General features: G+C 38.6%; 20 protein-coding genes and 1 tRNA gene. 14 read left to right on the forward strand and 7 right to left on the reverse strand.

Going from position 1 to position 22,545, the window contains the following annotated elements:
* Positions 1-56 precede the first annotated feature (56 nt).
* The 5 genes from QQK09_RS17165 to hemB all read left to right on the forward strand — a co-directional run bounded on the left by QQK09_RS17165 (position 57) and on the right by hemB (position 5,042).
* Positions 57-659 (forward strand): 5-formyltetrahydrofolate cyclo-ligase, encoded by a 603-nt coding sequence (locus QQK09_RS17165; protein WP_284205393.1) that lies wholly within the window; start codon positions 57-59, stop codon positions 657-659.
* 75 nt (positions 660-734) lie between these two features.
* Complete coding sequence (gene rpiA, locus QQK09_RS17170) at positions 735-1,391, forward strand: ribose-5-phosphate isomerase RpiA (RefSeq protein ID WP_284205394.1); 657 nt, start codon at positions 735-737, stop codon at positions 1,389-1,391.
* A gap of 400 nt (positions 1,392-1,791) precedes the next feature.
* Entirely contained in the window at positions 1,792-3,021 is a 1,230-nt protein-coding gene (gene serA, locus QQK09_RS17175; protein ID WP_284205395.1) for a phosphoglycerate dehydrogenase, read from the forward strand.
* A 190-nt stretch (positions 3,022-3,211) separates the two neighbouring features.
* Complete coding sequence (locus QQK09_RS17180) at positions 3,212-3,991, forward strand: TatD family hydrolase (RefSeq protein ID WP_284205396.1); 780 nt, start codon at positions 3,212-3,214, stop codon at positions 3,989-3,991.
* 31 nt (positions 3,992-4,022) lie between these two features.
* Positions 4,023-5,042 (forward strand): porphobilinogen synthase, encoded by a 1,020-nt coding sequence (hemB, locus tag QQK09_RS17185; RefSeq protein WP_284205397.1) that lies wholly within the window; start codon positions 4,023-4,025, stop codon positions 5,040-5,042.
* Positions 5,043-5,140: 98 nt separating this feature from the next.
* Here the strand turns inward: hemB and QQK09_RS17190 are convergent, their stop codons facing one another.
* Positions 5,141-6,289, reverse strand: coding sequence for a Wzz/FepE/Etk N-terminal domain-containing protein (locus QQK09_RS17190; RefSeq protein WP_284205398.1), 1,149 nt, complete (start codon positions 6,287-6,289; stop codon positions 5,141-5,143).
* Positions 6,290-6,343: 54 nt separating this feature from the next.
* Complete coding sequence (gene tsaD, locus QQK09_RS17195; protein WP_284205399.1) at positions 6,344-7,363, reverse strand: tRNA (adenosine(37)-N6)-threonylcarbamoyltransferase complex transferase subunit TsaD; 1,020 nt, start codon at positions 7,361-7,363, stop codon at positions 6,344-6,346.
* Positions 7,364-7,570: 207 nt separating this feature from the next.
* On the opposite strand from tsaD, the gene rpsU reads away from it, so the two are divergent.
* The 7 genes from rpsU to epd all read left to right on the forward strand — a co-directional run bounded on the left by rpsU (position 7,571) and on the right by epd (position 15,110).
* Complete coding sequence (gene rpsU, locus QQK09_RS17200) at positions 7,571-7,786, forward strand: 30S ribosomal protein S21 (RefSeq protein WP_015464331.1); 216 nt, start codon at positions 7,571-7,573, stop codon at positions 7,784-7,786.
* Positions 7,787-7,810: 24 nt separating this feature from the next.
* Positions 7,811-8,254 carry a GatB/YqeY domain-containing protein gene (locus tag QQK09_RS17205; protein ID WP_284205401.1) on the forward strand — a complete coding sequence of 148 codons (444 nt, stop codon included), beginning with the start codon at positions 7,811-7,813 and terminating at the stop codon, positions 8,252-8,254.
* Positions 8,255-8,496: 242 nt separating this feature from the next.
* A complete protein-coding gene (gene dnaG, locus QQK09_RS17210; protein WP_284205402.1) occupies positions 8,497-10,248 on the forward strand; it encodes a DNA primase in 1,752 nt (583 codons plus the stop codon).
* Between the two features lie 84 nt (positions 10,249-10,332).
* Positions 10,333-12,186 carry an RNA polymerase sigma factor RpoD gene (gene rpoD, locus QQK09_RS17215; protein WP_284205403.1) on the forward strand — a complete coding sequence of 618 codons (1,854 nt, stop codon included), beginning with the start codon at positions 10,333-10,335 and terminating at the stop codon, positions 12,184-12,186.
* Between the two features lie 407 nt (positions 12,187-12,593).
* Positions 12,594-12,670, forward strand: a tRNA-Ile gene (locus QQK09_RS17220).
* A gap of 333 nt (positions 12,671-13,003) precedes the next feature.
* The gene (locus tag QQK09_RS17225) at positions 13,004-13,858 is read left to right on the forward strand and encodes an SDR family oxidoreductase (RefSeq protein ID WP_284205404.1); all 855 of its coding nucleotides are present in this window, start codon (positions 13,004-13,006) and stop codon (positions 13,856-13,858) included.
* Positions 13,859-14,093: 235 nt separating this feature from the next.
* A complete protein-coding gene (gene epd, locus QQK09_RS17230; protein ID WP_284205405.1) occupies positions 14,094-15,110 on the forward strand; it encodes an erythrose-4-phosphate dehydrogenase in 1,017 nt (338 codons plus the stop codon).
* 265 nt (positions 15,111-15,375) lie between these two features.
* On the opposite strand, the gene QQK09_RS17235 is transcribed toward epd, so the two are convergent.
* The 4 genes from QQK09_RS17235 to QQK09_RS17250 all read right to left on the reverse strand — a co-directional run bounded on the left by QQK09_RS17235 (position 15,376) and on the right by QQK09_RS17250 (position 19,449).
* Entirely contained in the window at positions 15,376-15,618 is a 243-nt protein-coding gene (locus QQK09_RS17235) for an HP1242/YdcH family protein (protein ID WP_284205406.1), read from the reverse strand.
* 334 nt (positions 15,619-15,952) lie between these two features.
* Positions 15,953-17,371, reverse strand: a complete 1,419-nt coding sequence (cysG, locus tag QQK09_RS17240) for a siroheme synthase CysG (RefSeq protein WP_284205407.1) — start codon at positions 17,369-17,371, stop codon at positions 15,953-15,955.
* A 189-nt stretch (positions 17,372-17,560) separates the two neighbouring features.
* Positions 17,561-18,502: a malate dehydrogenase gene (gene mdh / locus QQK09_RS17245; RefSeq protein ID WP_284205408.1), complete on the reverse strand. Its 942-nt coding sequence runs from the start codon at positions 18,500-18,502 to the stop codon at positions 17,561-17,563.
* A 182-nt stretch (positions 18,503-18,684) separates the two neighbouring features.
* Entirely contained in the window at positions 18,685-19,449 is a 765-nt protein-coding gene (locus QQK09_RS17250) for a transporter substrate-binding domain-containing protein (RefSeq protein ID WP_284205409.1), read from the reverse strand.
* Positions 19,450-19,608: 159 nt separating this feature from the next.
* On the opposite strand from QQK09_RS17250, the gene argR reads away from it, so the two are divergent.
* Together argR and QQK09_RS17260 are read left to right on the forward strand one after the other, a co-directional pair.
* Entirely contained in the window at positions 19,609-20,061 is a 453-nt protein-coding gene (gene argR, locus QQK09_RS17255) for a transcriptional regulator ArgR (RefSeq protein ID WP_284205410.1), read from the forward strand.
* 108 nt (positions 20,062-20,169) lie between these two features.
* Entirely contained in the window at positions 20,170-20,541 is a 372-nt protein-coding gene (locus QQK09_RS17260; RefSeq protein WP_284205411.1) for a type IV pilin protein, read from the forward strand.
* A gap of 56 nt (positions 20,542-20,597) precedes the next feature.
* Here the strand turns inward: QQK09_RS17260 and QQK09_RS17265 are convergent, their stop codons facing one another.
* Positions 20,598-22,520, reverse strand: coding sequence for a transglycosylase SLT domain-containing protein (locus QQK09_RS17265; protein WP_284205412.1), 1,923 nt, complete (start codon positions 22,518-22,520; stop codon positions 20,598-20,600).
* Positions 22,521-22,545 lie beyond the last annotated feature (25 nt).

Below are 22,545 nucleotides of genomic sequence, written 5' to 3' on the forward strand. Positions count from 1 at the left end.
TTCGTTTATATTGTTCGTGTTACTCTTTTATTTTGTATTCGCAAATAAGCATTAAGATGAATAATACTTTTAATCGTGATCAAATTCGCCAACAGGTTCGTGCTGCAAGGCGGGCATTGTCTGTTCAACAACAAATGATGGAGGCTGAAAAATTATTAGTGCGTTTGATTAAATTAGAAAAAGTGCAGCGTGCGAGTAGCATAGCAATCTCATTAGCTTTTGATGGTGAAATCGATACACGCCCATTTATAAACTGGTGCTGGGAAAACAATAAACAGGTTTATCTGCCCGTCGTTGATCCTTTTAATAAAGGCCATCTGCTATTTTTGCATTACACAGTAAATACTGAGATGGTGTCTAATAAATATGGTATTTCAGAGCCTAAATTAAACCAGTTGCAAATTTGCCCTATTTCTCAGCTAGATATCATTTTCACACCATTAGTTGCCTTTGATAAACAAGGCAACCGGATTGGTATGGGTGGAGGTTATTACGATCGCATGCTTGCACCTTGGTTTGACAATAAAACCGGGCCCTACCCAATTGGATTAGCACACGACTGCCAATTAATAGACGCACTTCCGATCGAACCTTGGGATGTACCACTTCCGGAAATAATAACACCGTCAAATAAGCACCTTTTCATTACAAAAAATTAACATAATTATTGTGCGGGTTGAATCTTTCCGCGTTATAATATTGCCACTTTTAGCTCCCACTTCAGGATTCAAACCATGACGCAAGATGATAAGAAAAAAGCAGCTGCTTATGCCGCATTAGAGTATGTAGAAAAAGACAGTATTGTTGGTGTTGGCACGGGCTCAACGGTTAATCATTTTATTGATGCACTTGCGACAATGAAAAATGAGATTGAAGGTGCGGTTTCAAGCTCAGAAGCTTCGACTCAAAAACTAAAAGAATACGGTATTGAAGTTTTTGATCTTAACTCTGTTTCTGAACTTAGCGTGTATGTTGATGGTGCCGATGAAATTAATCCGTACAACCATATGATCAAAGGTGGTGGTGCTGCACTAACACGTGAAAAGATCGTTTCTGCCGTTGCTGATAAATTTATCTGTATTGTTGATGATACAAAGAATGTAGATATTCTTGGCGACTTCCCACTGCCTGTTGAAGTGATTCCAATGGCGCGTAGTTACGTCGCTCGTGAATTAGTAAAACTGGGCGGTGACCCTGTTTACCGTGAAGGTGTGGTGACAGATAACGGCAATATCATCCTAGACGTACATAACATGAAAATTGCAGAGCCAATTAAACTTGAAACACAAATCAATGCGATTGTTGGTGTAGTAACAAACGGTCTATTCGCTAGTCGTGCTGCTGATGTGGTTTTAGTTGGTAGTGCTGATGGTGTAAAAACACTTAAATAACCGTGTTTATTTAATCAAAAAAGCCTTAGCAAACGAAGTATTGTTAGGGCTTTAAATATTGCTACGTTATTTATTCGACAAGCAATATTTCCTCTTATTAATGATCTGACTTTGCGATACTTGTATAAAATCATCTCCAACAGAAAAACGCCCTCTATAAAGAAAGCATTTCATATCAATTCAAATACTTAGCAATGAAACAGTTTAAATAGTTACTATTTTTTTATATTGCATAGTAAAAAGTATAAGTTGTACCAATTTTTTCTATGTGAATGAGCTCACATAAGTTTCCAATTGCGACTAATTTTGCTATTTTAAGCCTACAAAAATTTTTCACCCTACTTTTACATTATTGTTTGTCTATTTACTCTGTTTTTTTACAGGGATCAAGGAACTAGAAATGACTCAATTTTCACTCAACAAAGATAAAATCAAAATCCTTCTTTTAGAAGGCTTACACCAAAGCTCAGTTGATACTTTCACGCAAGCGGGTTACACCAATATCGAAAGCATCAAAACATCCCTAAGCGAAGAAGATCTAATTGAGAAAATTAAAGATGTTCATTTTGTTGGTATCCGTAGTCGTTCTAATTTAAACGCAAAAGTAATAGCAGCAGCTGAAAAATTAGTGGGTATTGGTTGTTTCTGTATTGGGACTAACCAAGTAGATCTAGATGCAGCACAAGCAAAAGGTGTTGCAGTATTCAACGCGCCTTTCTCAAATACACGTAGTGTTGCAGAGTTAGTATTAGGCCAAGCACTGTTATTATTACGTGGCGTGCCAGAGCGTAACGCTAAAGCACACCGTGGTGAGTGGGATAAATCAGCAAATGGTTCATACGAAGCACGTGGCAAGAACCTAGGTATTATCGGTTACGGTCATATCGGCACACAGTTTGGCATTTTGGCTGAAAACTTAGGTTTCCGCGTATCTTTCTACGATATCGAAAATAAACTAACACTCGGTAATGCAACACAAATTGCATCAATGGAAGAGTTATTAGCACAGTCAGATGTCGTTAGCTTACACGTACCTGAGCTTGCTTCTACTAAAAACATGATGGGTGCAAAAGAGTTCGCGCAAATGAAAGATGGTGCCATCTTTATGAATGCTGCTCGCGGAACCGTTGTTGATATTCCAGCACTTTGTGAAGCCCTTGAAAGTAAAAAACTTTCTGGTGCGGCGGTTGATGTATTCCCAACTGAGCCGAAATCAAACAATGAAGAGTTTGAATCACCACTGCGTAAATTTGATAATGTAATTTTAACCCCGCATGTCGGTGGTAGCACGCAAGAAGCACAAGAAAACATCGGTTACGAAGTTGCAGGTAAACTGGTTAAGTATTCTGATAATGGTTCAACATTATCATCTAAAAACTTCCCAGAAGTTTCACTACCAGGCCATGCAAACGCAAGTCGTTTATTGCATATCCATCAAAACCAACCAGGTATCTTAACTAAGATTAACTTGGCATTTGCAGAAGCAAACATCAACATTGCAGCACAATACCTACAGACAAATGAAAATATCGGTTATGTTGTTATTGATGTAACCAGTGAAGATGCAGATTCTGCACTGCTTAAATTAAAAGCGATTGAAGGTACTATTCGAGCACGTTTACTTAACTAAGGATCTACTTCAAAACGACTTGAACTTTTGTTTTCAAAATAACCAGTCGGTTAAGTTTTTTGGGAAATAATTTAGAACAAGTTATTCTGTAACGATTCCTAAGCATTAATGCTTAAAATAAAAGGGGTAAATAGTTAATCTATTTACCCCTTTTTTGTCTTTACTTGTTATTAAAAATAGATGGAAAATTATGATCGATATCGGCATCAACCTCACTAATCAGCGCTTCCATGAAGATCTTGAACTGGTGATTGAAAATGCAAAATTAAGTGGCGTCAATGCATTAATGGTAACTGGCACATCAATCGAAGAGAGCCAGCAAGCGCTAGCGCTTTGCTTACAGCACCCTGATTATCTTTATTGCACAGCGGGTATCCATCCTCATGATGCAAAAACCTTTGATGATAAAAGCCTGGAGTCCTTGCGTAAGCTAGCAGTAAATAAACAGGTTAAAGCGATTGGCGAGTGTGGTTTGGACTTTAATCGTAATTTTTCTACACCTGCAGAGCAAGAATTTTCATTTGTGCAACAACTTGAGCTCGCTGTTGAACTGCAATTACCGGTATTTATGCATGAACGTGATGCTAATGAGCGCTTCATTGAATTGTTAAAACCTTATATCAAGCAACTTCCTAATGCAGTATTGCACTGTTTTACAGGTTCACAAGCAGACTTAGAACGCTGTTTAGCCTTAGACCTGCATATTGGTATAACCGGTTGGATTTGCGATGAACGTCGTGGTGGCGAACTTATTGACCTGGTTAAATTAATTCCACAAGATCGCTTAATGATTGAAACCGATGGGCCTTATCTATTACCAAGATCTATGCGCCCTAAACCTAAATCTAGTCGTAATGAACCAAAATATCTGCCTTATATCGCGCAAGCTGTTGCAAATGCGCGAGGCGAATCACTGAAACAATTAGTGCAACAAACAGAGCAAAACAGTAAACTATTTTTTAAACTTTAATCTTTGATTTAAAAACAATAAAGGATCAGCCATGAGCACTCCGAAAGGTTCACAAAGCTTTCCAGCACGTCGCTTACGTCGTTTACGTAAACATCATTTCTCACGCCGCTTAGTTGCTGAAAACCAGTTATCAGTAAATGATTTAATCTACCCAATGTTTGTTTTAGAAGGTAAAAATCGCCGTGAAGCGATTCCTTCAATGCCAGGTATTGAGCGTCTTTCATTGGATTTATTAGTAACAGAGTGTATCGAACTTGAAGCATTAGGTATCCCCGCTGTAGCTTTATTCCCAGTAACGCCAGATGAGATAAAAACTGAGATGGCAGAAGAAGCTTACAATGCAGATGGACTTGCCCAACGTGCGGTAATGCGCATTAAAGAAGCTTGCCCTGAATTAGGCGTGATCACCGATGTTGCACTCGACCCTTTTACCACACATGGTCAAGATGGGATTATTGACGCAGAGGGTTACGTATTAAATGATATAACCACGGAAATACTCGTCAAACAAGCCCTCTCACACGCGCAGGCAGGGGCAGACATAGTCGCACCATCAGACATGATGGATGGACGTATTGGCGCGATACGCGAAGCCTTAGAGAATGCAGGTTATATCAATACGCAAATCATGGCCTACAGTGCAAAATACGCTTCTAATTATTACGGTCCTTTCCGTGATGCCGTCGGCAGTGCAAGTAATCTGAAGGGAGGTAATAAATCGACCTATCAAATGGATCCTGCCAACAGTGATGAAGCGATTCATGAAGTCGCACTTGATATTGAAGAGGGTGCAGATATGGTGATGGTAAAACCAGGCATGCCCTACCTTGATATTGTTCGCCGTGTAAAAACTGAACTACAAGTGCCAACATTTGCATATCAAGTAAGTGGTGAGTATGCGATGCATAAAGCAGCCATTGATAATGGTTGGCTGAAAGAGAAAGAGTGTGTAATGGAGTCATTACTTTGCTTTAAACGCGCAGGTGCAAATGGTGTTTTAACCTACTTTGCTAAGCAAGTCGCAATTTGGCTAAAAGAAGAACAACGATAATTTTTATTGAACTAATTTATTTAATTCACTTTCCCTGCAAATAAAAAACCCGCAAAATTGCGGGTTTTTCAAACTACCAATATCAATAACAGACTATTTTAATTCTCTTTTTTAGTTAAAAAGTAGTGTACAAGCGCAATAAAAATAGACAGCATACCCGCGAGTAAAGTGGCTAAAATAACAATCAAAGCACGTTTAGGCTCTGCGCGAGAAAACGGTGGCTCGACAACCTCTAAATAACGAAAAGGTACAAATGACTGGTTATCGATAAGCTTTAGGTTATTTAACGCATCTAAAGTAATCTGCTTTTGTAAAATACTCGGGTCTAAAATACTAAAATCAGTAAGAGATTTTAGTACAGTTACTTTGGCTTTTAACGCTTTTTCACCTAAATTAATCTCGAATAACTCCGCATCAGGATTACGGCTTGTTTGGTATTCAGATAGATCTGCCTGTGATGCAATTTGATAAGCATACTCAGTTTTTTTCAGCATAACCGCAAGCTCTTGCTCAACACGTTTTTTAGTAATTTCGAGAGAAACAGAGAGCTCCTGCTTTGCTGAATTAACAAACAACACAAATTTTTCAGATTGATTCAATTTCACCTTTTCACTAACAAAATCTATATATTGGTTTAATAATAAAGCAGATGAGTCTTTTCTATCCGTTCGAAAAGAGAGCGATACCTCGCCATTTTTGGGGTCATGTGATGCTTTTATCTGAGACATCCAATTGTTGAGTTCTTTTCTGAAAGACTCTCGTATTAATTCGTTTTCTGCTGTTAATTCAGCACTTGGGATCTTTATGCCTTGGTTAGTTAAATATTGCTGAAAGAAACTATTATTTTCCAGAAATAGTTTTTTATTTAATGATGAATTAAATGAAATGATAAAAGTGTTAAATAATGTATTGGGTTCAAAAAGGCCCATTAATTCCCGCACATCACTTTTATCGGCCGTTGCATTAGACGCATTTATAATTGCACCTACGTTCTTACTCTGAGAGTAAAGTACTCCAACATCATTTAATTGAGGCTTTACCACTTTCCCCTTAGCAACCCACCACTCTTGTGCATTCAAAGCATAAAAAACAGAGCCTGCAATTGCGACCGCACACATTGCAACGGTTAACCATTTATAATTCCATATAACTTTAACTAACTCACGGAGGTCTATTTCATCGTCTTGATAAGCCTCAAAGTCATTTACATTGATTTGATTTTTAGTGTTTTTTTTGTCAAGTGTCATTATTCAAACTCTTTAAAAGTAAAAGCAAAAAGTGACACTTATTATATCAATTTTTTAGGTTGAAGTACTAACTAAAGTTTCCAATGGCCAACGTGGTTTTGCTTTAATCGCTAATGGCTCAAACTGCCCCGCTTTTAGACGTTGCATACCCGCATAAGCGATCATGGCACCGTTATCGGTACAGAATTCATTACGCGGATAAAACGCTTCCCCACCATTGTTTTTCATTAAAATAGCAAGCTGCTCACGTAATGATGTATTAGCACTCACGCCACCGGCAACAACAAGACGTTTTAAACCCGTCTGCTTGAGTGCACGCTTGCATTTTATTGCGATTGTATCAATCACAGCATCTTGAAAAGCACGTGCGATATCAGCTTGCGTTTGCGCATCATCACCTTCTTTAGCAATCGTAATCGCAGCCGCGGTTTTTAAGCCACTAAAACTAAAGTCAAGACCGGGTTTATTGGTCATCGGGCGAGGAAATACAAAACGCCCCTCTACGCCATTCTCAGCCATTTTAGCCAATCGTGGCCCACCAGGGTAATCAAGCCCTAAAAGCTTCGCAGTTTTATCGAATGCTTCTCCTGCTGCATCATCTATGCTTTCACCTAACACTGTGTACTCGCCGATATTATCAACTTGCACCATCAACGTATGTCCACCAGAAACAAGCAACGCTAAAAATGGAAATTCAGGTTTATTTTCTTCCAACATTGGCGCAAGAAGATGCCCTTCCATATGGTGTACTGCAATCGCAGGTTTATCCCACGCAAAAGCTAAACTACGCCCTATGCAAGACCCCACGAGCAATGCACCAACAAGCCCAGGGCCCGCAGTAAACGCGATCGCATCAATATCATCCTTAGTGCAATTAGCTGCCGCTAATGCCTCTTTTATTAAAGGAATAGTTTTACGCACATGGTCACGAGAAGCCAGTTCTGGCACAACACCACCATAGTCTGCATGCACCGCAACTTGGCTGTAAAGTTGGTGTGAAAGCAAGCCTAATTGATCATCATAAATCGCGATGCCGGTTTCATCACAAGATGTTTCAATGCCTAAAATTCGCATAGCGGGCGTATCCCTAGTATTATTTATAAAAAGACGCGTAGTTTACCTGTTTTTTTGGATCAATTAAGGGTTTACAATAACTTTTATTCTATTTGTGTAAATTAAGTTCGGTAATCCTTTACTTTTCACCCTAAATAGGATTAAAATCTCGCACCATTTTAAATGCATTGGTCGCTTTACGACCGTAACTATAAAGGTAATAGGCACATGCCAGTAATTAAACTTCGTGAAAACGAACCATTTGACGTAGCACTTCGTCGTTTTAAACGTTCTTGTGAAAAAGCAGGTATCTTGGCTGAGACTCGTAAACGTGAGTACTTTGAGAAACCGACTACAGTACGTAAACGCGCTAAAGCAGCAGCAGTTAAACGTCACCTGAAAAAACTTTCTCGTGAAAACGCACGCCGCGTTCGCCTTTACTAATCAACTGATTTATAAAGGTTAATTATGTCTTTGAAAGTAAGATTAAAAGAGCAACAAATACTCGCTATGCGAGCGAAGGATAAGACCCGTTTGGGAACTATCCGTATGTTGTTTGCCGCGATCAAACAAATTGAAATTGATGAACGCATTGAACTAGATGATGACGCAGTGACGGCTGTTGTGATCAAATCGGTGAAGCAGCGTAAAGATTCAATTTCTCAGTTTGAAAAAGCAGATCGAGCTGATCTTGCTGATATAGAGAAGACAGAACTTGCTATATTGCAAGAGTTTCTGCCCCAACCACTGACCTCTGAAGAAGTGAAAGCTTTAATCGAGCAGGCTATCGCGTCAACAGGAGCAAGTGGCATGCAAGACATGGGTAAAGTTATGGGCGTGCTCAAAAAAGATATTTCAGGAAAAGCGGATATGGGAGAAGTAAGTGCACTCGTAAGAGCGGGCTTAGTTTAAACCGACGTTATCTTGAATAAAAAAAGCCTCATACTTAGCAATAAGTTTGAGGCTTTTTTGTTTATAATGACCATACTAATTTAATATTACCATTACGTATAATATTGTATTCAGAGCTTGTTGAAGAAAATGAATGATAAGCAAAACGCATTCAATTATTTTAACCAACAAAATATGATACAAATTGGTATAAGACACCTCACTTCCCCTAGATACTAAGTATTAATTTTTAAGGTTTTTTCATGGCTGGACGTATTCCAAGACACTTTATTGATGAATTAATTGCACGTACCGATATCGTTGACTTTATTGATAGCCGCGTAAAACTGAAGAAAAAAGGTGGAGGGTATCGCGCACGTTGTCCTTTCCATAATGGTAATAATGACAGCAGTTTCTCTGTAAATGATAAGCAACAGTTTTACCACTGCTTTAATTGCGGTGCGAGTGGCAATGTACTTACTTTTGCAATGGAATATGAAGGGCTAGAGTTTGTTGATGCCGTTGATACCCTCTCCTCTCAATTAGGTCTTGAAGTTCCTCGAGAAGAGTCGACACACACAGGCGGACAACCAACTCCTTACGTTGATCGCAAAGATATGTATATCCTGATGGGGGATATTGCAAAATATTATCAGCAGCAACTTTCTCAACATAAAAACAGTGAAAAAGTGATCAATTATGTGAAAGGTCGCGGCCTTTCTGGTCAAACAGTTAAGCACTTTCAAATCGGTTACGCCCCAGAAGGCTGGGATAATGTTTACAAGCGTTTTTCTAACTCCGCTGAAATAGAAAAACAACTGCTTGAAGCAGGTATGATAAAAAACCGTGAAACGGGTGGTAGTTACGACTTCTTTAATGATCGTTTAATGTTCCCTATTTTAGATCGACGTGGTCGTGTTGTTGGTTTTGGCGGACGTGTTTTTGACAACCAAGAACCCAAATACCTTAACTCTCCTGAAACACCGCTTTTCCACAAAGGAAAAGAGCTTTACGGTTTATACCAAGTCAAACAAGCCCATAAAGATATTAAGCGTATTTTAGTCGTTGAAGGTTATATGGATGTCGTTGCTTTAGCACAGTACGGTATCGACTATGCGGTTGCTTCACTTGGTACAGCGACAACACCGGATCACATCCACACACTTTTCCGTAATACTAGCGAAATTGTGTGCTGCTTTGATGGTGATAAAGCGGGTCGAGCAGCTGCTTGGCGTGCGTTAGAAAACGCCCTCCCGTATATTCAAGATGGTCGCACACTTCGCTTTATGTTTTTAGCTGATGGTGAAGATCCTGATAGCTTTGTGCAAAAAGAGGGTAAAGATAATTTTGAATCTTTAATCAGCCAATCATTGCCCCTATCAGACTTTTTATTTCAGCAACTGTTAGCCCAAGTTGATATGACCAGTAGTGACAGCAAATCAAAACTGGCACAACTCGCGATCCCACTGATTGGTCGACTCAATGAGTCTATCTTTAGACAGATGATGGAAGAGCGTTTAACTAAATTACTAGGCATTGAATTAGAAGGCTTACAAAAGCTGCTGCCTAAAGAAGAAAACCAGCAGAAAAAAACGGTTAAAAATAAAACTACTCCAATGCGTTTGGCGATCTCTATTTTATTACAGCACCCAAATATCGCTTATGGATTACCCGAATTCCCTGAATTTAAAGAAATTCAACTACCAGGGTTAAATTTATTAAACTCACTCCTTGATATTTGCAGAGTGAGTCCCAATATAACTACAGGTCAGTTGCTTGAACATTGGCGTGAAACGCCACAAAGCAAACAATTGAACCAATTAGCCGTTTGGCAAAACAATATAAAAGAAGATAAATATGAAGATCAGTTTCTAGATACATTAGAAAAATTTCTTAATCTTCATCTAAATAATAAAATTGAATATTTAAAACAAAAAGCGCGCTCAAGTGAAGCATTAACAACAGAAGAAACACAACAACTTGCAATACTGTTGAGCGAACAAAAACAAAATTAATCAAACTGGAAAAAATTACTTTTAAGGCGTATAATCTGTCGCTTGCAATTTTTCTATTACATCTCTCTATTTTGGACGGTATCTATGGCTCAAACACCTCAGTCACAGCTCAAAGAGCTTATAATTAAAGGTAAAGAAAAAGGATTTTTAACCTACGCCGAAGTTAACGATCACTTACCACAAGACATTTTTGAGCCTGAACAAATTGAAGATATCATCCAGATGATCGGAGATATGGGCATTAAGGTTTATGAGACTGTTCCTGACGCTGACGAAATTAGTCTAGGCGAAGAAAGTAGTGATACTGCCGATGAAGATGCAGTTGAAGCGGCGGCACAAGTTTTAGCAACGGTAGAATCAGAAATTGGTCGTACAACCGATCCAGTACGTATGTATATGCGTGAAATGGGTACCGTAGAACTGCTTACACGTGAAGGCGAAATTGTTATCGCTAAACGTATCGAAGAAGGGATTAAAGAGGTACAAAATTCAGTATCTGAATACCCTGCAACGATCACTGGCTTATTAGATAACTGGGATAGCTACGAAGCTGAAGAGATGAAACTAACTGATATGATCAGTGGTTTTGTTGATCCTAACGATGAGATGACGCAAGCAGTTAGTGCAACACATATCGGTTCAGAGCTTACTGATACCCAACTTAAAGAAGAAGATCAAGTTGATGGCGTAGTCGCTGAAGCAGAAGAAGAGGAAGAGGGTCCTAAGGGTCCTTGTCCTGAAGAGTCTGCAGAAAAATTTGCTGAACTACGTAAATTAAATACTGTCGTTGAAGCCTCAATTGCTAAAAATGGCCGTGGTCATGCTGAAACGCGTAAAGCGATCAATGAGCAAGCAGAGTTCTTCCAACAGTTTAAATTAATACCAAAACAGTTTGACCGTATGGTTAAATCAATTCGTACTTCAATGAACACTGTACGTACTCAAGAACGTTTAGTATTAAAAATCTGTGTTGAACAGAATAAAATGCCTAAAAAAGCATTCATCAGCCTATTCAAAGGCAACGAAACAAATGATGCTTGGTTAAATGCAATTTATGCGATTGAGTCTGACTATGCGGTACGCATTAAAGAATTCGATGAAGATCTACGCCGTTGTATTCGTAAAATGCTGCAAGTAGAAGCGGAAACTGCGTTAACAATTGCTAACTTGAAAGAAATTTCTCGTAATATGAGCATCGGCGAAGCAAAAGCACGTCGCGCTAAAAAAGAGATGGTAGAAGCTAATTTACGTCTGGTTATCTCTATTGCTAAAAAATACACTAACCGTGGTTTACAGTTCTTAGATCTTATCCAAGAGGGTAATATCGGTCTAATGAAAGCGGTAGATAAATTTGAATACCGTCGTGGGTACAAGTTCTCTACTTACGCAACGTGGTGGATCCGTCAAGCAATTACTCGTTCAATCGCTGACCAAGCACGTACTATCCGTATTCCTGTACACATGATTGAAACGATTAATAAACTTAACCGTATCTCTCGTCAAATGTTACAAGAGATGGGTCGTGAGCCACAACCAGAAGAACTTGCTGAACGCATGATGATGCCTGAAGATAAAATTCGTAAGGTATTAAAAATTGCTAAAGAGCCAATCTCAATGGAAACACCAATCGGTGATGATGAAGATTCTCACTTAGGTGACTTTATCGAAGATACTACGATTGCGCTTCCGGTTGATTGTGCAACAAGCGAAAGCTTGAAAAATGCGACAAACGACGTATTAGAAGGCTTAACAGCACGTGAAGCGAAAGTACTTCGTATGCGTTTTGGTATCGATATGAACACTGACCACACGTTAGAAGAAGTGGGTAAGCAGTTCGACGTGACGCGTGAACGTATTCGTCAAATCGAAGCTAAAGCACTACGTAAACTTCGTCACCCAAGCCGTAGTGAGCAACTACGTAGCTTCCTAGACGAGTAACCTCTCGGTTATTTATCTAGTTAAAAATCCTGCTACGGCAGGATTTTTTGTTTCTGGAATATAATAGACATCAGCAGATAACAGTTCGAACTAGACCTAATGCCCCACGGGAACGACTCCGTCAAATCGAAGCTAAAGCGCTACGTAGCTTCTTAGACGAGTAATATTTTCAAAAGTATTTTTTGTTTCTAGGCTATTGCAACTTATTCACAATAAACATCAAAAGATAACAATTTTACCTATACCCCACCTCCCCCTTTCAGCGAATTACCCATAAAAAAAATAACGACTGCAATGTTTTTTGTTTTTAATGACTTATTTTGCGAACTATGCTGAATAAACAAGCAAACAGCAAGCCATACACTAGACAGAAAAATTACTACCTTATATAATCGCCATACTTATTAGGCCCCTTAGCTCAGTTGGTTAGAGCATACGACTCATAATCGTCAGGTCCCCCGTTCAAGTCGGGGAGGGGCCACCACATTCTAGAAGCCGTAATAGATTAATTTCTATTACGGCTTTTTTATGCCTGCCTATTTCTGGTCTGAACCGGAACTCAAACTAGCCTTACTTTTTATTAAACCTATCAAAAATTAATTATTTGTTGTAACACTTTTCTATTCAACCGCTAGTTAAGCCATATTGACTTAATTCACTCATACTATTTTATTTACACTAAAGGAAATAACCACATCAGTTAATGACTCCTTAGCATTAACTCTTAAAAATAAATCAGAGCGTAGATTTTAGTGGACAGTGGTGACATCGGATAACCTCTCCTACACTAACAAGTTAATACTCACTGGAGAGCAAAATGAAAATAGCCGTTACCGCTGCAAGTGGAGAGTTAGGCGCAAAAATCGTTCACGCGCTACTCAAGGTCTGCAATAAAGAAGATATTATCGCACTAGCCAGAACAGAGAAAAAAGCACAATCATTAGGCGTAAAGGTACGTTCAGGTGATTATGATGCACCTGAGAAACTACAGGACTCACTACAAGGCATTGATACGTTGCTTTTGGTATCTGGTAAAGAAGCACCCGAATTACGCATACAGCAGCATAGGAACGTATTGCAAGCAGCTAAAATTGCAGGTGTAAGTAAAATCGTTTATACCAGTATTCAAGGAGCGGATGAAGGTACCGCTTTTTCACCCGTTGTACAAAGTAATCGTCAGACAGAAGAAGATGTAAAAACATCTGGTATGCAATGGGTGATTGGTCGTAACGGTATCTATATTGAGCCCGATGTTGAATATATCGAGACCTACAAAAAGGCTGGTTTTATTTCAAACTGCGCAGGGGATGGAAAATGTGGTTACGTAACCCGCAATGAGCTAGCTTATGCTTACGCACGTATGCTGCTAGAAGAGAAGCATAACGGGCAAACCTACAATCTGCATGGCCAATCCATCACACAACAACAACTGACTGACCATCTCAGTCGTACTTTTTCGACAAACCTACGTTATACACCGTTAAGTGTTGCAGCATATCGCCAAGATCGAATCGATGAGTTGGGGGAGTTTATGGGCATCATTATCGCCGGTATTTACCAAGGCATATATGAAGGTAAATCAGATAATGAGAGTCAATTTCACCTTGCCGCGGGAAGAGAGCACCAGTCTTGGACTGATTATTTTGATAGCCTAATAACAACAAGCAACTAAAATGTCTTTCTACTACCTCAATGGTTATTTTTATGAAGAAATAATCACTGATTGAATTGACGCGGCTTATCTTTTACCCGATAGCAATGACCCCCCTATCAGCCTTTTTTGTGCATTATCGGCGCTCACCTCAGAAATTGAGGCACAAATAGATAACTTCCCTCCTGCGTAAGCACATTACATATGGTTGATTTTCTTTTACAATGTGTTTCTTTTACTTAAGTAAAGATCAATTATGCCAATCAAAATTGCTATTAATGGTTACGGCCGTATCGGACGCAGTATGCTGCGCGCATTGTATGAGAGTAACCGTCAAGGTGAGATCCAAATCGTTGTGATTAACGAGCTTGCGGATCCACAATCAATTGCACATTTAACCCAATATGATTCTACACATGGACGTTTTCCATTTTCGGTACAGCTAACTGATAATAGTTTAAAAATTGAAGATGATTGCATTGATTTAGTACGTCATCAAAAAATAGAAGATTTACCCTGGGCGCAATACGACATTGATATCGTATTCGATTGCACTGGGATATACGGAAGTAAAAGTGATGCACAAGCACATATTCAAGCAGGGGCGAAAAAAGTAATTTTCTCTCATCCTGCCGATAATGATGTTGATGCGACGGTTGTTTATGGTGTTAATCACCAACAGTTAAGCGGTGATGAAACGTTCATCTCTGGTGCTTCTTGTACCACTAATTGTATCGTCCCCGTAATCGATGCTCTAGATAGCGCATTTACAATAAAATGTGGCACCATCACGACTATCCATTCAGCAATGAATGACCAACCCGTTATTGACTCTTACCATGCCGATTTACGACGCACACGCGCAGCAAGCCAATCTATTATTCCAGTTGATACAAAGCTAGCAGCAGGTATTGGCCGAATTTTACCTAAGTTTGCGAATAAGTTTGAAGCGATTGCAGTACGTGTTCCCACTATTAACGTCACCGCAATGGATCTTAGCATTACGGTTAATCGCTACGTCACCATTGAAGATATTAATCATTGTTTGAAAATGGCTTCAGAGGGCAAGTTACAAGGAATTCTGGGTTATACCGAAGCACCACTGGTGTCGATAGACTTTAACCACGATCCACGCTCTTGCATTATTGATGGCACACAAACACGTGTCAGCGATGGTCACTTAGTTAAAATGTTAGTGTGGTGTGATAATGAATGGGGCTTTGCTAATCGTTTATTAGATATTAGCCAACACTTAGCGAGTTTGACTAAATAAAGGCGGTAGAGTGTTAACGTGAGTTAGTCTTTGTTTAAGTAACTTATGTAGGGCTAACATCACCGTAAACATCAATAGTGATGTCCTCTTTTTTTACTGTAGGTAATACAAAGCACGAATATCTCCGTGCTTTAATTAACTAAAAGAGTGATAACGATGCAAGTCAGCGATACAAAAAATGAGTACCAAATCACCTTAAAATCCACCGTGCTGCTAGCGGATATTTTAGCTAACAATAATACTCACCTTTTTAATTAATTGGTCATTAACGAGCTGCAATTAAGCGTTGATATAAGGAATCTTTTAAAGATGCTCTATCAAGTTTCATTTGATGTAATGGATCATCTTCAATCGGGGCATTTTTTAGCTCAAGTTTGCGAATTTCAGTATCTAACTGATGATAACTTTTGGCATCTACCGCAAATGATTTATCACTTGTATTTAACGAGATGATTTTTTCTTTATGATTAGGAAATTCATTTAACAGAGAGTGGTCTTCACCTAGCATAATAACTCCTTAATATATTAATCAAAGCCGAATAAGGGCTAACTATTTATTAACAATTATCTTAGCTAACTAGCACTATTCCCCTGCCTAATCGAGAGCAGATTTGCATAAGTTAGCTTGTTTAAGATAATAAACCTTTAGTGTAGATTAAAAAGTGACCAAGGACTTATATCGTTGCTGCTAAAATAGAAAATAGCATCCAAGGCGCCTTTCTTATAGCTTGGCTAAAATTATTATTAAGAAGTCAAACAAGGGAGAAAATATTTTGACAGGGGACATGAAGCGCTAAAGCAAACAAAATGAGCTCACTTTAACGCTTATATTACAGGCGCTGTTAGGCCAAATTAACCAAAAAAGGGTCACGAGTAAGTTTATGGCTATGCTCAGGGTTATACCAAGCTAATTTGTCCGCTAAACTCACTACCTCACCAATAATCATCAACGTAGGGCCTTTTAAACCACCACCCAATTGAGTTAGTTCAGAGAGTTTACCAATCACAACATGTTGGTCAGAGGTCGTGCCTTTATTAATCAGTGCAACAGGCGTATCTTCACCACGACCATACTGTAGTAACTGTGCTTGTATCTCTTCTGCCTGTATGAGTCCCATATAAACGACTAAAGTCTGATTTTTACTCGCTAATGCCTGCCAGTTAAGCTCTTTACCATCCTGTTTTCGATGCCCTGTTACAAAGGTCACTGATTGCGCATAATCACGATGTGTTAACGGAATACCTGCATAAGCACTACAACCTGATGCCGCCGTAATACCCGGTACCACTTGAAAATCCACATTCGATTCAACCAACTCTTCCAGCTCTTCACCACCACGACCAAAGATAAACGAATCACCACCTTTTAAACGCACCACTTTTTTGCCTTGCTGTGCAAATTCCACCAGCATTTGGTTGGTACGCGACTGCGCAACTTCATGATTGCCTGCCTCTTTACCGACGGAAATAAGGTCAGCATCGCGACGTACAAGGTCTAAAATTTCAGAGGAAACTAGGCGATCATATAACACTACATCTGCCTGTTGCATAAGTTGTAGTGCTTTTAATGTTAATAATGAAGGGTCACCAGGGCCTGCGCCCACTAGAGCTACATCACCTTTCGTTACCTCTTCAGTCAAACTACGTTCCATTAAAGCAATCGCATCTTGTGTCTGACCTTTTTGTAACAGTCGTCCTAGCTGCCCATTACCAAAAAGTTTTTCCCAATAACGACGGCGCAAAGAGACACTTTTAATCGCTTTTTTTACATGGTGACGAAACTCACCAGAGATTGTTGCTAAACGACCAATATGCATTGGTAATAATGCTTCTAACCTTTCACGAATTAAACGCGCTAAAACAGGTGCTTTACCACCACTTGAGATGGCAACGATAATAGGAGAGCGATCCACGATAGAGGGCATAATAAAGCTTGAAAGCGTTGGGTCATCCACCACATTTACCATCTGTTGGCGGCTATTTGCACTTTCAGCAACTTGCTTGTTGACGTCTTTTTGGTTTGTTGCAGCAATCACTAACCACTTATCGTCTAATAATGACTCGCTAAAGCTACCTTGTATTATTTTGATCTGTCCTACATCAGCTTTTTCCTGCAGCTTGGCATGGAATGCCAGTGAACAAACCGTGACATTTGCACCCGCTTTTAATAAAAGATGCACTTTACGAAGCGCAATCTCTCCACCACCAATAACAAGACAAGGGCGGTTTTCTAGTTTGGTAAAAATAGGTAAATAATCCATATTGACGCCTAATTAATATTGAGAGCGGACACTATAAAGAAATATGGAAAGGAGTTAAAACACTAAAATTTATTTTCTGTTAATTTTTTTTCGCCATATCACCTAATTATTTATAACAATCTACTCATAAAATATAGACCTAAAAAAACCAGCCTAAGCTGGTTTTTAAATGGAGGGTAAAATTATTGACTAGTTGTTGGCTACAAAATCAATACCTAGCTGTATATCATTATGTAAAACCTCTAACATTTCCTCTTTTTTCTTCTCTTCGAATTCACTCAATTCACCAAAAGGTAAGACACGTTCAATACCATTTATCCCCAATAAAAGAGGCTGAGTGAAGAAAGGTGAACATGAGTTACCGCCATCTACATAAGCATTTTGTATAATGCCTTGTTTACCTAATAATGCTTGTACTAAACGAACACCAAAAACTGACGCAGCACGAGCCATTGAGAGTGTTGCTGATCCTCCACCGGCTTTTGCGTTTACTACTTCAGTACCTGCATTTTGAATACGTTCAGTAAGGTCAATCACCTCTTGATCAGTAAATGCAACACCCTGGACCTGTGAAAGAACAGGAAGAATCGTTGTCCCACTATGACCACCGATTACATTTACGCGAACATGCTCTGCAGGTAACCCTTTCAGGTCAGCAATAAACTCTTCAGCGCGAATAACATCAAGTGTCGTAATACCAAACAGTTTATTTTTGTTGTAAACACCGGCAGCTTTTAACACTTCCGCTGCAATTGCAACAGTGGTATTGACCGGGTTAGTAATAATACCAATACAAGCTTCTGGCGCTACTTTTGCAACAACCCCAACTAAGTTCTTGATGATGCCAGCATTAATATTGAAAAGATCACTACGGTCCATACCTGGTTTACGAGCCACACCAGCAGAAATTAGTACCACATCGGCACCTTCAAGTGCAGGTGTTGCATCATCACCACCGAAGCCAGTTACTTTAACGCTCGTTGGAATGTGACTAAGATCTTTTGCGACACCCGGCGTAACAGGTGCTACGTCATATAGTGATAACTCTGAGTTTTCAGGAAGATCTAATTTTAATAATAGAGCTAGGGCTTGACCAATACCACCAGCGGCACCAAGAACTGCAACTTTCATAACACACTCCGAAATAGTTATTTAACATGACAATAAGACAACATGAAAATATCTTAATCTAAATTAAAAACATGTGTAAAAAATGTTAAATAAATGTGATCGATGTTGAGGGTGCTAATAAATTAGTATGAGTAAGATCGACTTGTATCGTGTGCTATCATTTTGTGTATGCTGCTAGGGGATTAATCACTAAAATATTGGCTAAATATTTGTTGATAGGTCCCCTCTTTATGTATCGTTTCTAAACCATAATTAAGACGCTCTAATAATGCAGTATTACCTTTTTTAACTGCAATACCATACCCCTCAGAAAAAGCGTCTAAAAATACAGTTTCAGTTTGTTTCACTGAAAATTTAAAGCTGTTTTTTTCCTGCAATAAAAAATCCTCAACCACAGCTTGGTCCGCAAATACAACATCTATTTTCCCATGACTTAAATCTAAAAAGGCTTCAGATGAAGAGGCGTAAGCGATAATAAAGCTATCTATTTTTGCGTGCTTAATTAAATAGTCATGATTTGAAGAGTCTGATTGAACACCAATAAATTTTCCAGAGATAGAAAACTGCTCTTTTGATTTTATTGCACTTAAAAAAACCGGGGGAGATTGATAATAACTGTCCGAAAAATCAACTTTCTCTTTACGCTCAGCAGTGATATCAAGCGCGGCAATCGCCGCATCAAATCGCCCGAACTGCAATGTCAGCAACAGGCTATCGAAACTTTGATTGTGAAATTTACAGGTTAAATTTGCAACACGGCATACTGCATTGGCGACATCAATATCAAAGCCTTGCATCTCACTTGCATCATCTAAATATTCAAAAGGGTAATAATTTGCCTCAGTAACAAAGTTTACCGACATATTTTCACTGGTATCGACAGCAGATGAATGCTGAGAACAAACCAACAATAATGCAATACTGCCACTTCGAAAAAATATCTTCATCTCACTACCTATAGAATAACTATAACGTTGATAATTGACTGACAAAAAAGGTGCTTTATATAAAAATGAATAGTTATGCATTTGTTTTGCAAATTAACCTATTGTAAATAAGATAAGATTAATTATGATAAGCATAATTACTTTACAGAGTTATATTATATGAAACATTCGACTGATTTGATGGATTTTTTTAAAACCTTATTAAAAAAAGAGCGCTTAAGCTCACAAGGTGAAATAGTTGATGCCTTGCAAGAGGCTGGTTTTCATAATATTAACCAATCTAAAGTCTCACGCATGCTAAGTAAATCGGGCGCAGTGAGAACACGTAACGCAAAACGTGAGATGGTTTATTGTTTACCAGCAGAACTAGGTATCCCGACAACAAGTAGCCCGCTTAAAAATCTTGTTGTTGATATCGACTGTAACGATAGCTTAATTGTTATCCGAACGAGTCCAGGTGCAGCGCAGTTAATTGCTCGTATGCTTGACTCAATTGGAAAAACTGAAGGTATTTTAGGTACTATCGCAGGTGATGACACTATTTTTATCACTCCCACCGATTGCCAGCAAATCGATAAAACGTTACAAGTAGTACAGCAACTTTTTAGCTAACCTTCCTGATAACCCGAGACTAATTGCAGATAAACCGCTCGATAAAAACTTGGTGAGATTGGTATAAAAAACTACACTCAAATTAGAATGAGTCTATTAAGGTTTTTTATGAAAAGAACAACTGCTTTTACATTAGTTGAACTGCTCGTTGCCATCGCTATTATCGGAGTGATAAGCAGTATTGCTTACCCATCGTATCAATCTTACATGCTTGATACACGTCGCGCTGAAGCAAAAACAGAACTTATCAAGGCACAGCTAAAACAAACCAGCTTGCATATATTAAACCCAAGCTACTCCAACAGTGAAATTGAGCTTGGGTTTGCTAATAGTGAGTATTATACATTCACTGTTATTTCAGCAGGCACTACCACCTATTCATTACAAGCAGTTGCCAAAGGAAGCCAGCTTAACGATAGTGGCTGCACCACCTTAACAACCGATCAAGACAGCAACTTCACCCCATCCTCTTGCTGGTAACTTAAATAACCTTAATAATGGATAAGCAAAACCCAGAACTAAGGTTAAATAGATAGTTAATAATAAGCCTGTAACTCTTTTTCATTGAAAAATTGCATCGGTTTTTTCAATACATGCTGATAGATAACGTTATAAGCAAGCACATTTTTAACATAGCGTCTGGTTTCTTTATAAGGAATAGCCTCAACCCAGCTATCCATGCTTAGGGCTTTACTAGCACGTCCTTTACCATCCTTTTTCCAACGGTCAACACGATGAGGTCCTGCGTTATAAGCTGCTGTTGCTAAAATACGGTTACCCTCATAACGTTTTAATAACCCATTAAAGTACGCAGTGCCTAACTGTACGTTAATCTCTCCCTCAGTTAGTTGCGCTTTTTCCTTATAATTAACCAAGCCTATCTTATGTGCAGTCTCTTTCGCCGTTGCAGGCATTAATTGCATATACCCCGTAGCACCAACCGGAGAGTTTGCAAATTGATCAAAAGCACTCTCTTGCCTTGTAATAGCATAAATATAACTAGAAGGAAGTTGATACTTAGAAGCGTTTGCCGCAAATAGTTCAGGTTTTACTTCTGGAAAACGAATATTAATTGCACTCCAACTTTTTGAGCGAATACTCGCAAGCACAGAGAAATGAGCCCAGCCCTTATCGTAAGCATACAAACCAATCTGACGTTGCAAATCACGATCACGCCCTTTCAATAACGCTTCCCACTCAGATTTTGCTAAACGTGTATATTGATGAAAATTAAGCTCTTCAATATGATCCAGACGTGTTTGAAGTGACGTTAAACTTGCTGGTTTAGGCATTACAATTTGTGCATTTAATTGGTAAGAAAGGCCTAATTTTTGTGCTGCCAAGAAACTATAATATTTTCGCTCCCCAGATATTTCTTTATATAACTTATTGGCCTCTTTGAATTTTTTATTTTCCTCTAAAACACGTGCTTGCCAATACTGCCAGGTAGTATCTTGAGATACCTCATGCGGTAATTGGGTTATCCAATATTCAATATCAGGCCAATTATTATATTTAATAGCATGGCGGATGCGCTGCTCCATTAACTTAACATCAGATAATTTAAGTAACGCTTTATCAGACCAAGGTAATAACTCCTGCTCATTATTGATTAAAATTCGATATACAAAATATTTTTTAAGTGCGATTTCATCAGCCTTTGAAAAGGCAATTTTTTGATCGTAAAAATCATAGGTTTGTATTGCTAATTGAATATCACGACGCGCTAAACGTTTTAATAATACCGGTAAAAACGAGTAACTTGTCTGTGATCGTGCACTAAATAATTTACTCTGCTCAAGTGATTCAGGCTTTACATTCAAATCATATAATTGCTGCGCAAGTTGCTTTTTATTGTCAGGCATCATATTCATTAAGTATTTCATTAATGGTTTTTTATTGGTCTGATAAGCCAGTTCAAAGCGTTGCCAAATTAATGATTCAGAGATCATCTGTTGATCTAAATAATAATCAAAAACAGCATCACAAGCATTGGGTTGTGAGCGCCCATTTAGCCAAACTTTTTTGACCTCTGGAAAAATAGATTGCTGTTTCCCTTGCGACATTTTTGCTTGAAAATAGAAGCATTTGAGTTTGGTACTGCGAGGCATTTTTGGATAAAAATCGAGAAACTCTTCCCAAGCTTGATCATTCGCGAGGTAGTAGAGGTATTCACGCTGTAGGCTATAACTTGTATTATAGTCTTTATTTTTTTCAATAAAATCATTTACCTGACTCGGATTATATTGCGAAAAATCGGCTCTTATTTTTTGGTACTCAAGTAAATAGTTAAGAGGATAAACCGGGATAGAAGCTAGCTTTTTACTTGCTTCATCCCAAAGTTCCTGACCTTGTAATGATTGCGCTTCACTATAAATCACCCGCTGTTGATTTAAGGATAAGGAAAGGGCTGTTGACGAGAATAAAATGGAGCTTACTATTAAAATAATTTTCTTCATAAAACCAACTTTTAGTCAATATAAT

The sequence above is a fragment of the Psychromonas marina genome (assembly GCF_030161115.1).
In the GTDB taxonomy this organism is placed as follows: domain Bacteria; phylum Pseudomonadota; class Gammaproteobacteria; order Enterobacterales; family Psychromonadaceae; genus Psychromonas; species Psychromonas marina.

Coding starts and splice junctions, on each gene's coding strand:
- QQK09_RS17165 (WP_284205393.1), top strand. CDS start 57: ATGAATAATACTTTTAATCGTGATCAAATTCGCCAACAGGTTCGTGCT.
- rpiA (WP_284205394.1), top strand. CDS start 735: ATGACGCAAGATGATAAGAAAAAAGCAGCTGCTTATGCCGCATTAGAG.
- serA (WP_284205395.1), top strand. CDS start 1,792: ATGACTCAATTTTCACTCAACAAAGATAAAATCAAAATCCTTCTTTTA.
- QQK09_RS17180 (WP_284205396.1), top strand. CDS start 3,212: ATGATCGATATCGGCATCAACCTCACTAATCAGCGCTTCCATGAAGAT.
- hemB (WP_284205397.1), top strand. CDS start 4,023: ATGAGCACTCCGAAAGGTTCACAAAGCTTTCCAGCACGTCGCTTACGT.
- QQK09_RS17190 (WP_284205398.1), bottom strand. CDS start 6,289: ATGACACTTGACAAAAAAAACACTAAAAATCAAATCAATGTAAATGAC.
- tsaD (WP_284205399.1), bottom strand. CDS start 7,363: ATGCGAATTTTAGGCATTGAAACATCTTGTGATGAAACCGGCATCGCG.
- rpsU (WP_015464331.1), top strand. CDS start 7,571: ATGCCAGTAATTAAACTTCGTGAAAACGAACCATTTGACGTAGCACTT.
- QQK09_RS17205 (WP_284205401.1), top strand. CDS start 7,811: ATGTCTTTGAAAGTAAGATTAAAAGAGCAACAAATACTCGCTATGCGA.
- dnaG (WP_284205402.1), top strand. CDS start 8,497: ATGGCTGGACGTATTCCAAGACACTTTATTGATGAATTAATTGCACGT.
- rpoD (WP_284205403.1), top strand. CDS start 10,333: ATGGCTCAAACACCTCAGTCACAGCTCAAAGAGCTTATAATTAAAGGT.
- QQK09_RS17225 (WP_284205404.1), top strand. CDS start 13,004: ATGAAAATAGCCGTTACCGCTGCAAGTGGAGAGTTAGGCGCAAAAATC.
- epd (WP_284205405.1), top strand. CDS start 14,094: ATGCCAATCAAAATTGCTATTAATGGTTACGGCCGTATCGGACGCAGT.
- QQK09_RS17235 (WP_284205406.1), bottom strand. CDS start 15,618: ATGCTAGGTGAAGACCACTCTCTGTTAAATGAATTTCCTAATCATAAA.
- cysG (WP_284205407.1), bottom strand. CDS start 17,371: ATGGATTATTTACCTATTTTTACCAAACTAGAAAACCGCCCTTGTCTT.
- mdh (WP_284205408.1), bottom strand. CDS start 18,502: ATGAAAGTTGCAGTTCTTGGTGCCGCTGGTGGTATTGGTCAAGCCCTA.
- QQK09_RS17250 (WP_284205409.1), bottom strand. CDS start 19,449: ATGAAGATATTTTTTCGAAGTGGCAGTATTGCATTATTGTTGGTTTGT.
- argR (WP_284205410.1), top strand. CDS start 19,609: ATGAAACATTCGACTGATTTGATGGATTTTTTTAAAACCTTATTAAAA.
- QQK09_RS17260 (WP_284205411.1), top strand. CDS start 20,170: ATGAAAAGAACAACTGCTTTTACATTAGTTGAACTGCTCGTTGCCATC.
- QQK09_RS17265 (WP_284205412.1), bottom strand. CDS start 22,520: ATGAAGAAAATTATTTTAATAGTAAGCTCCATTTTATTCTCGTCAACA.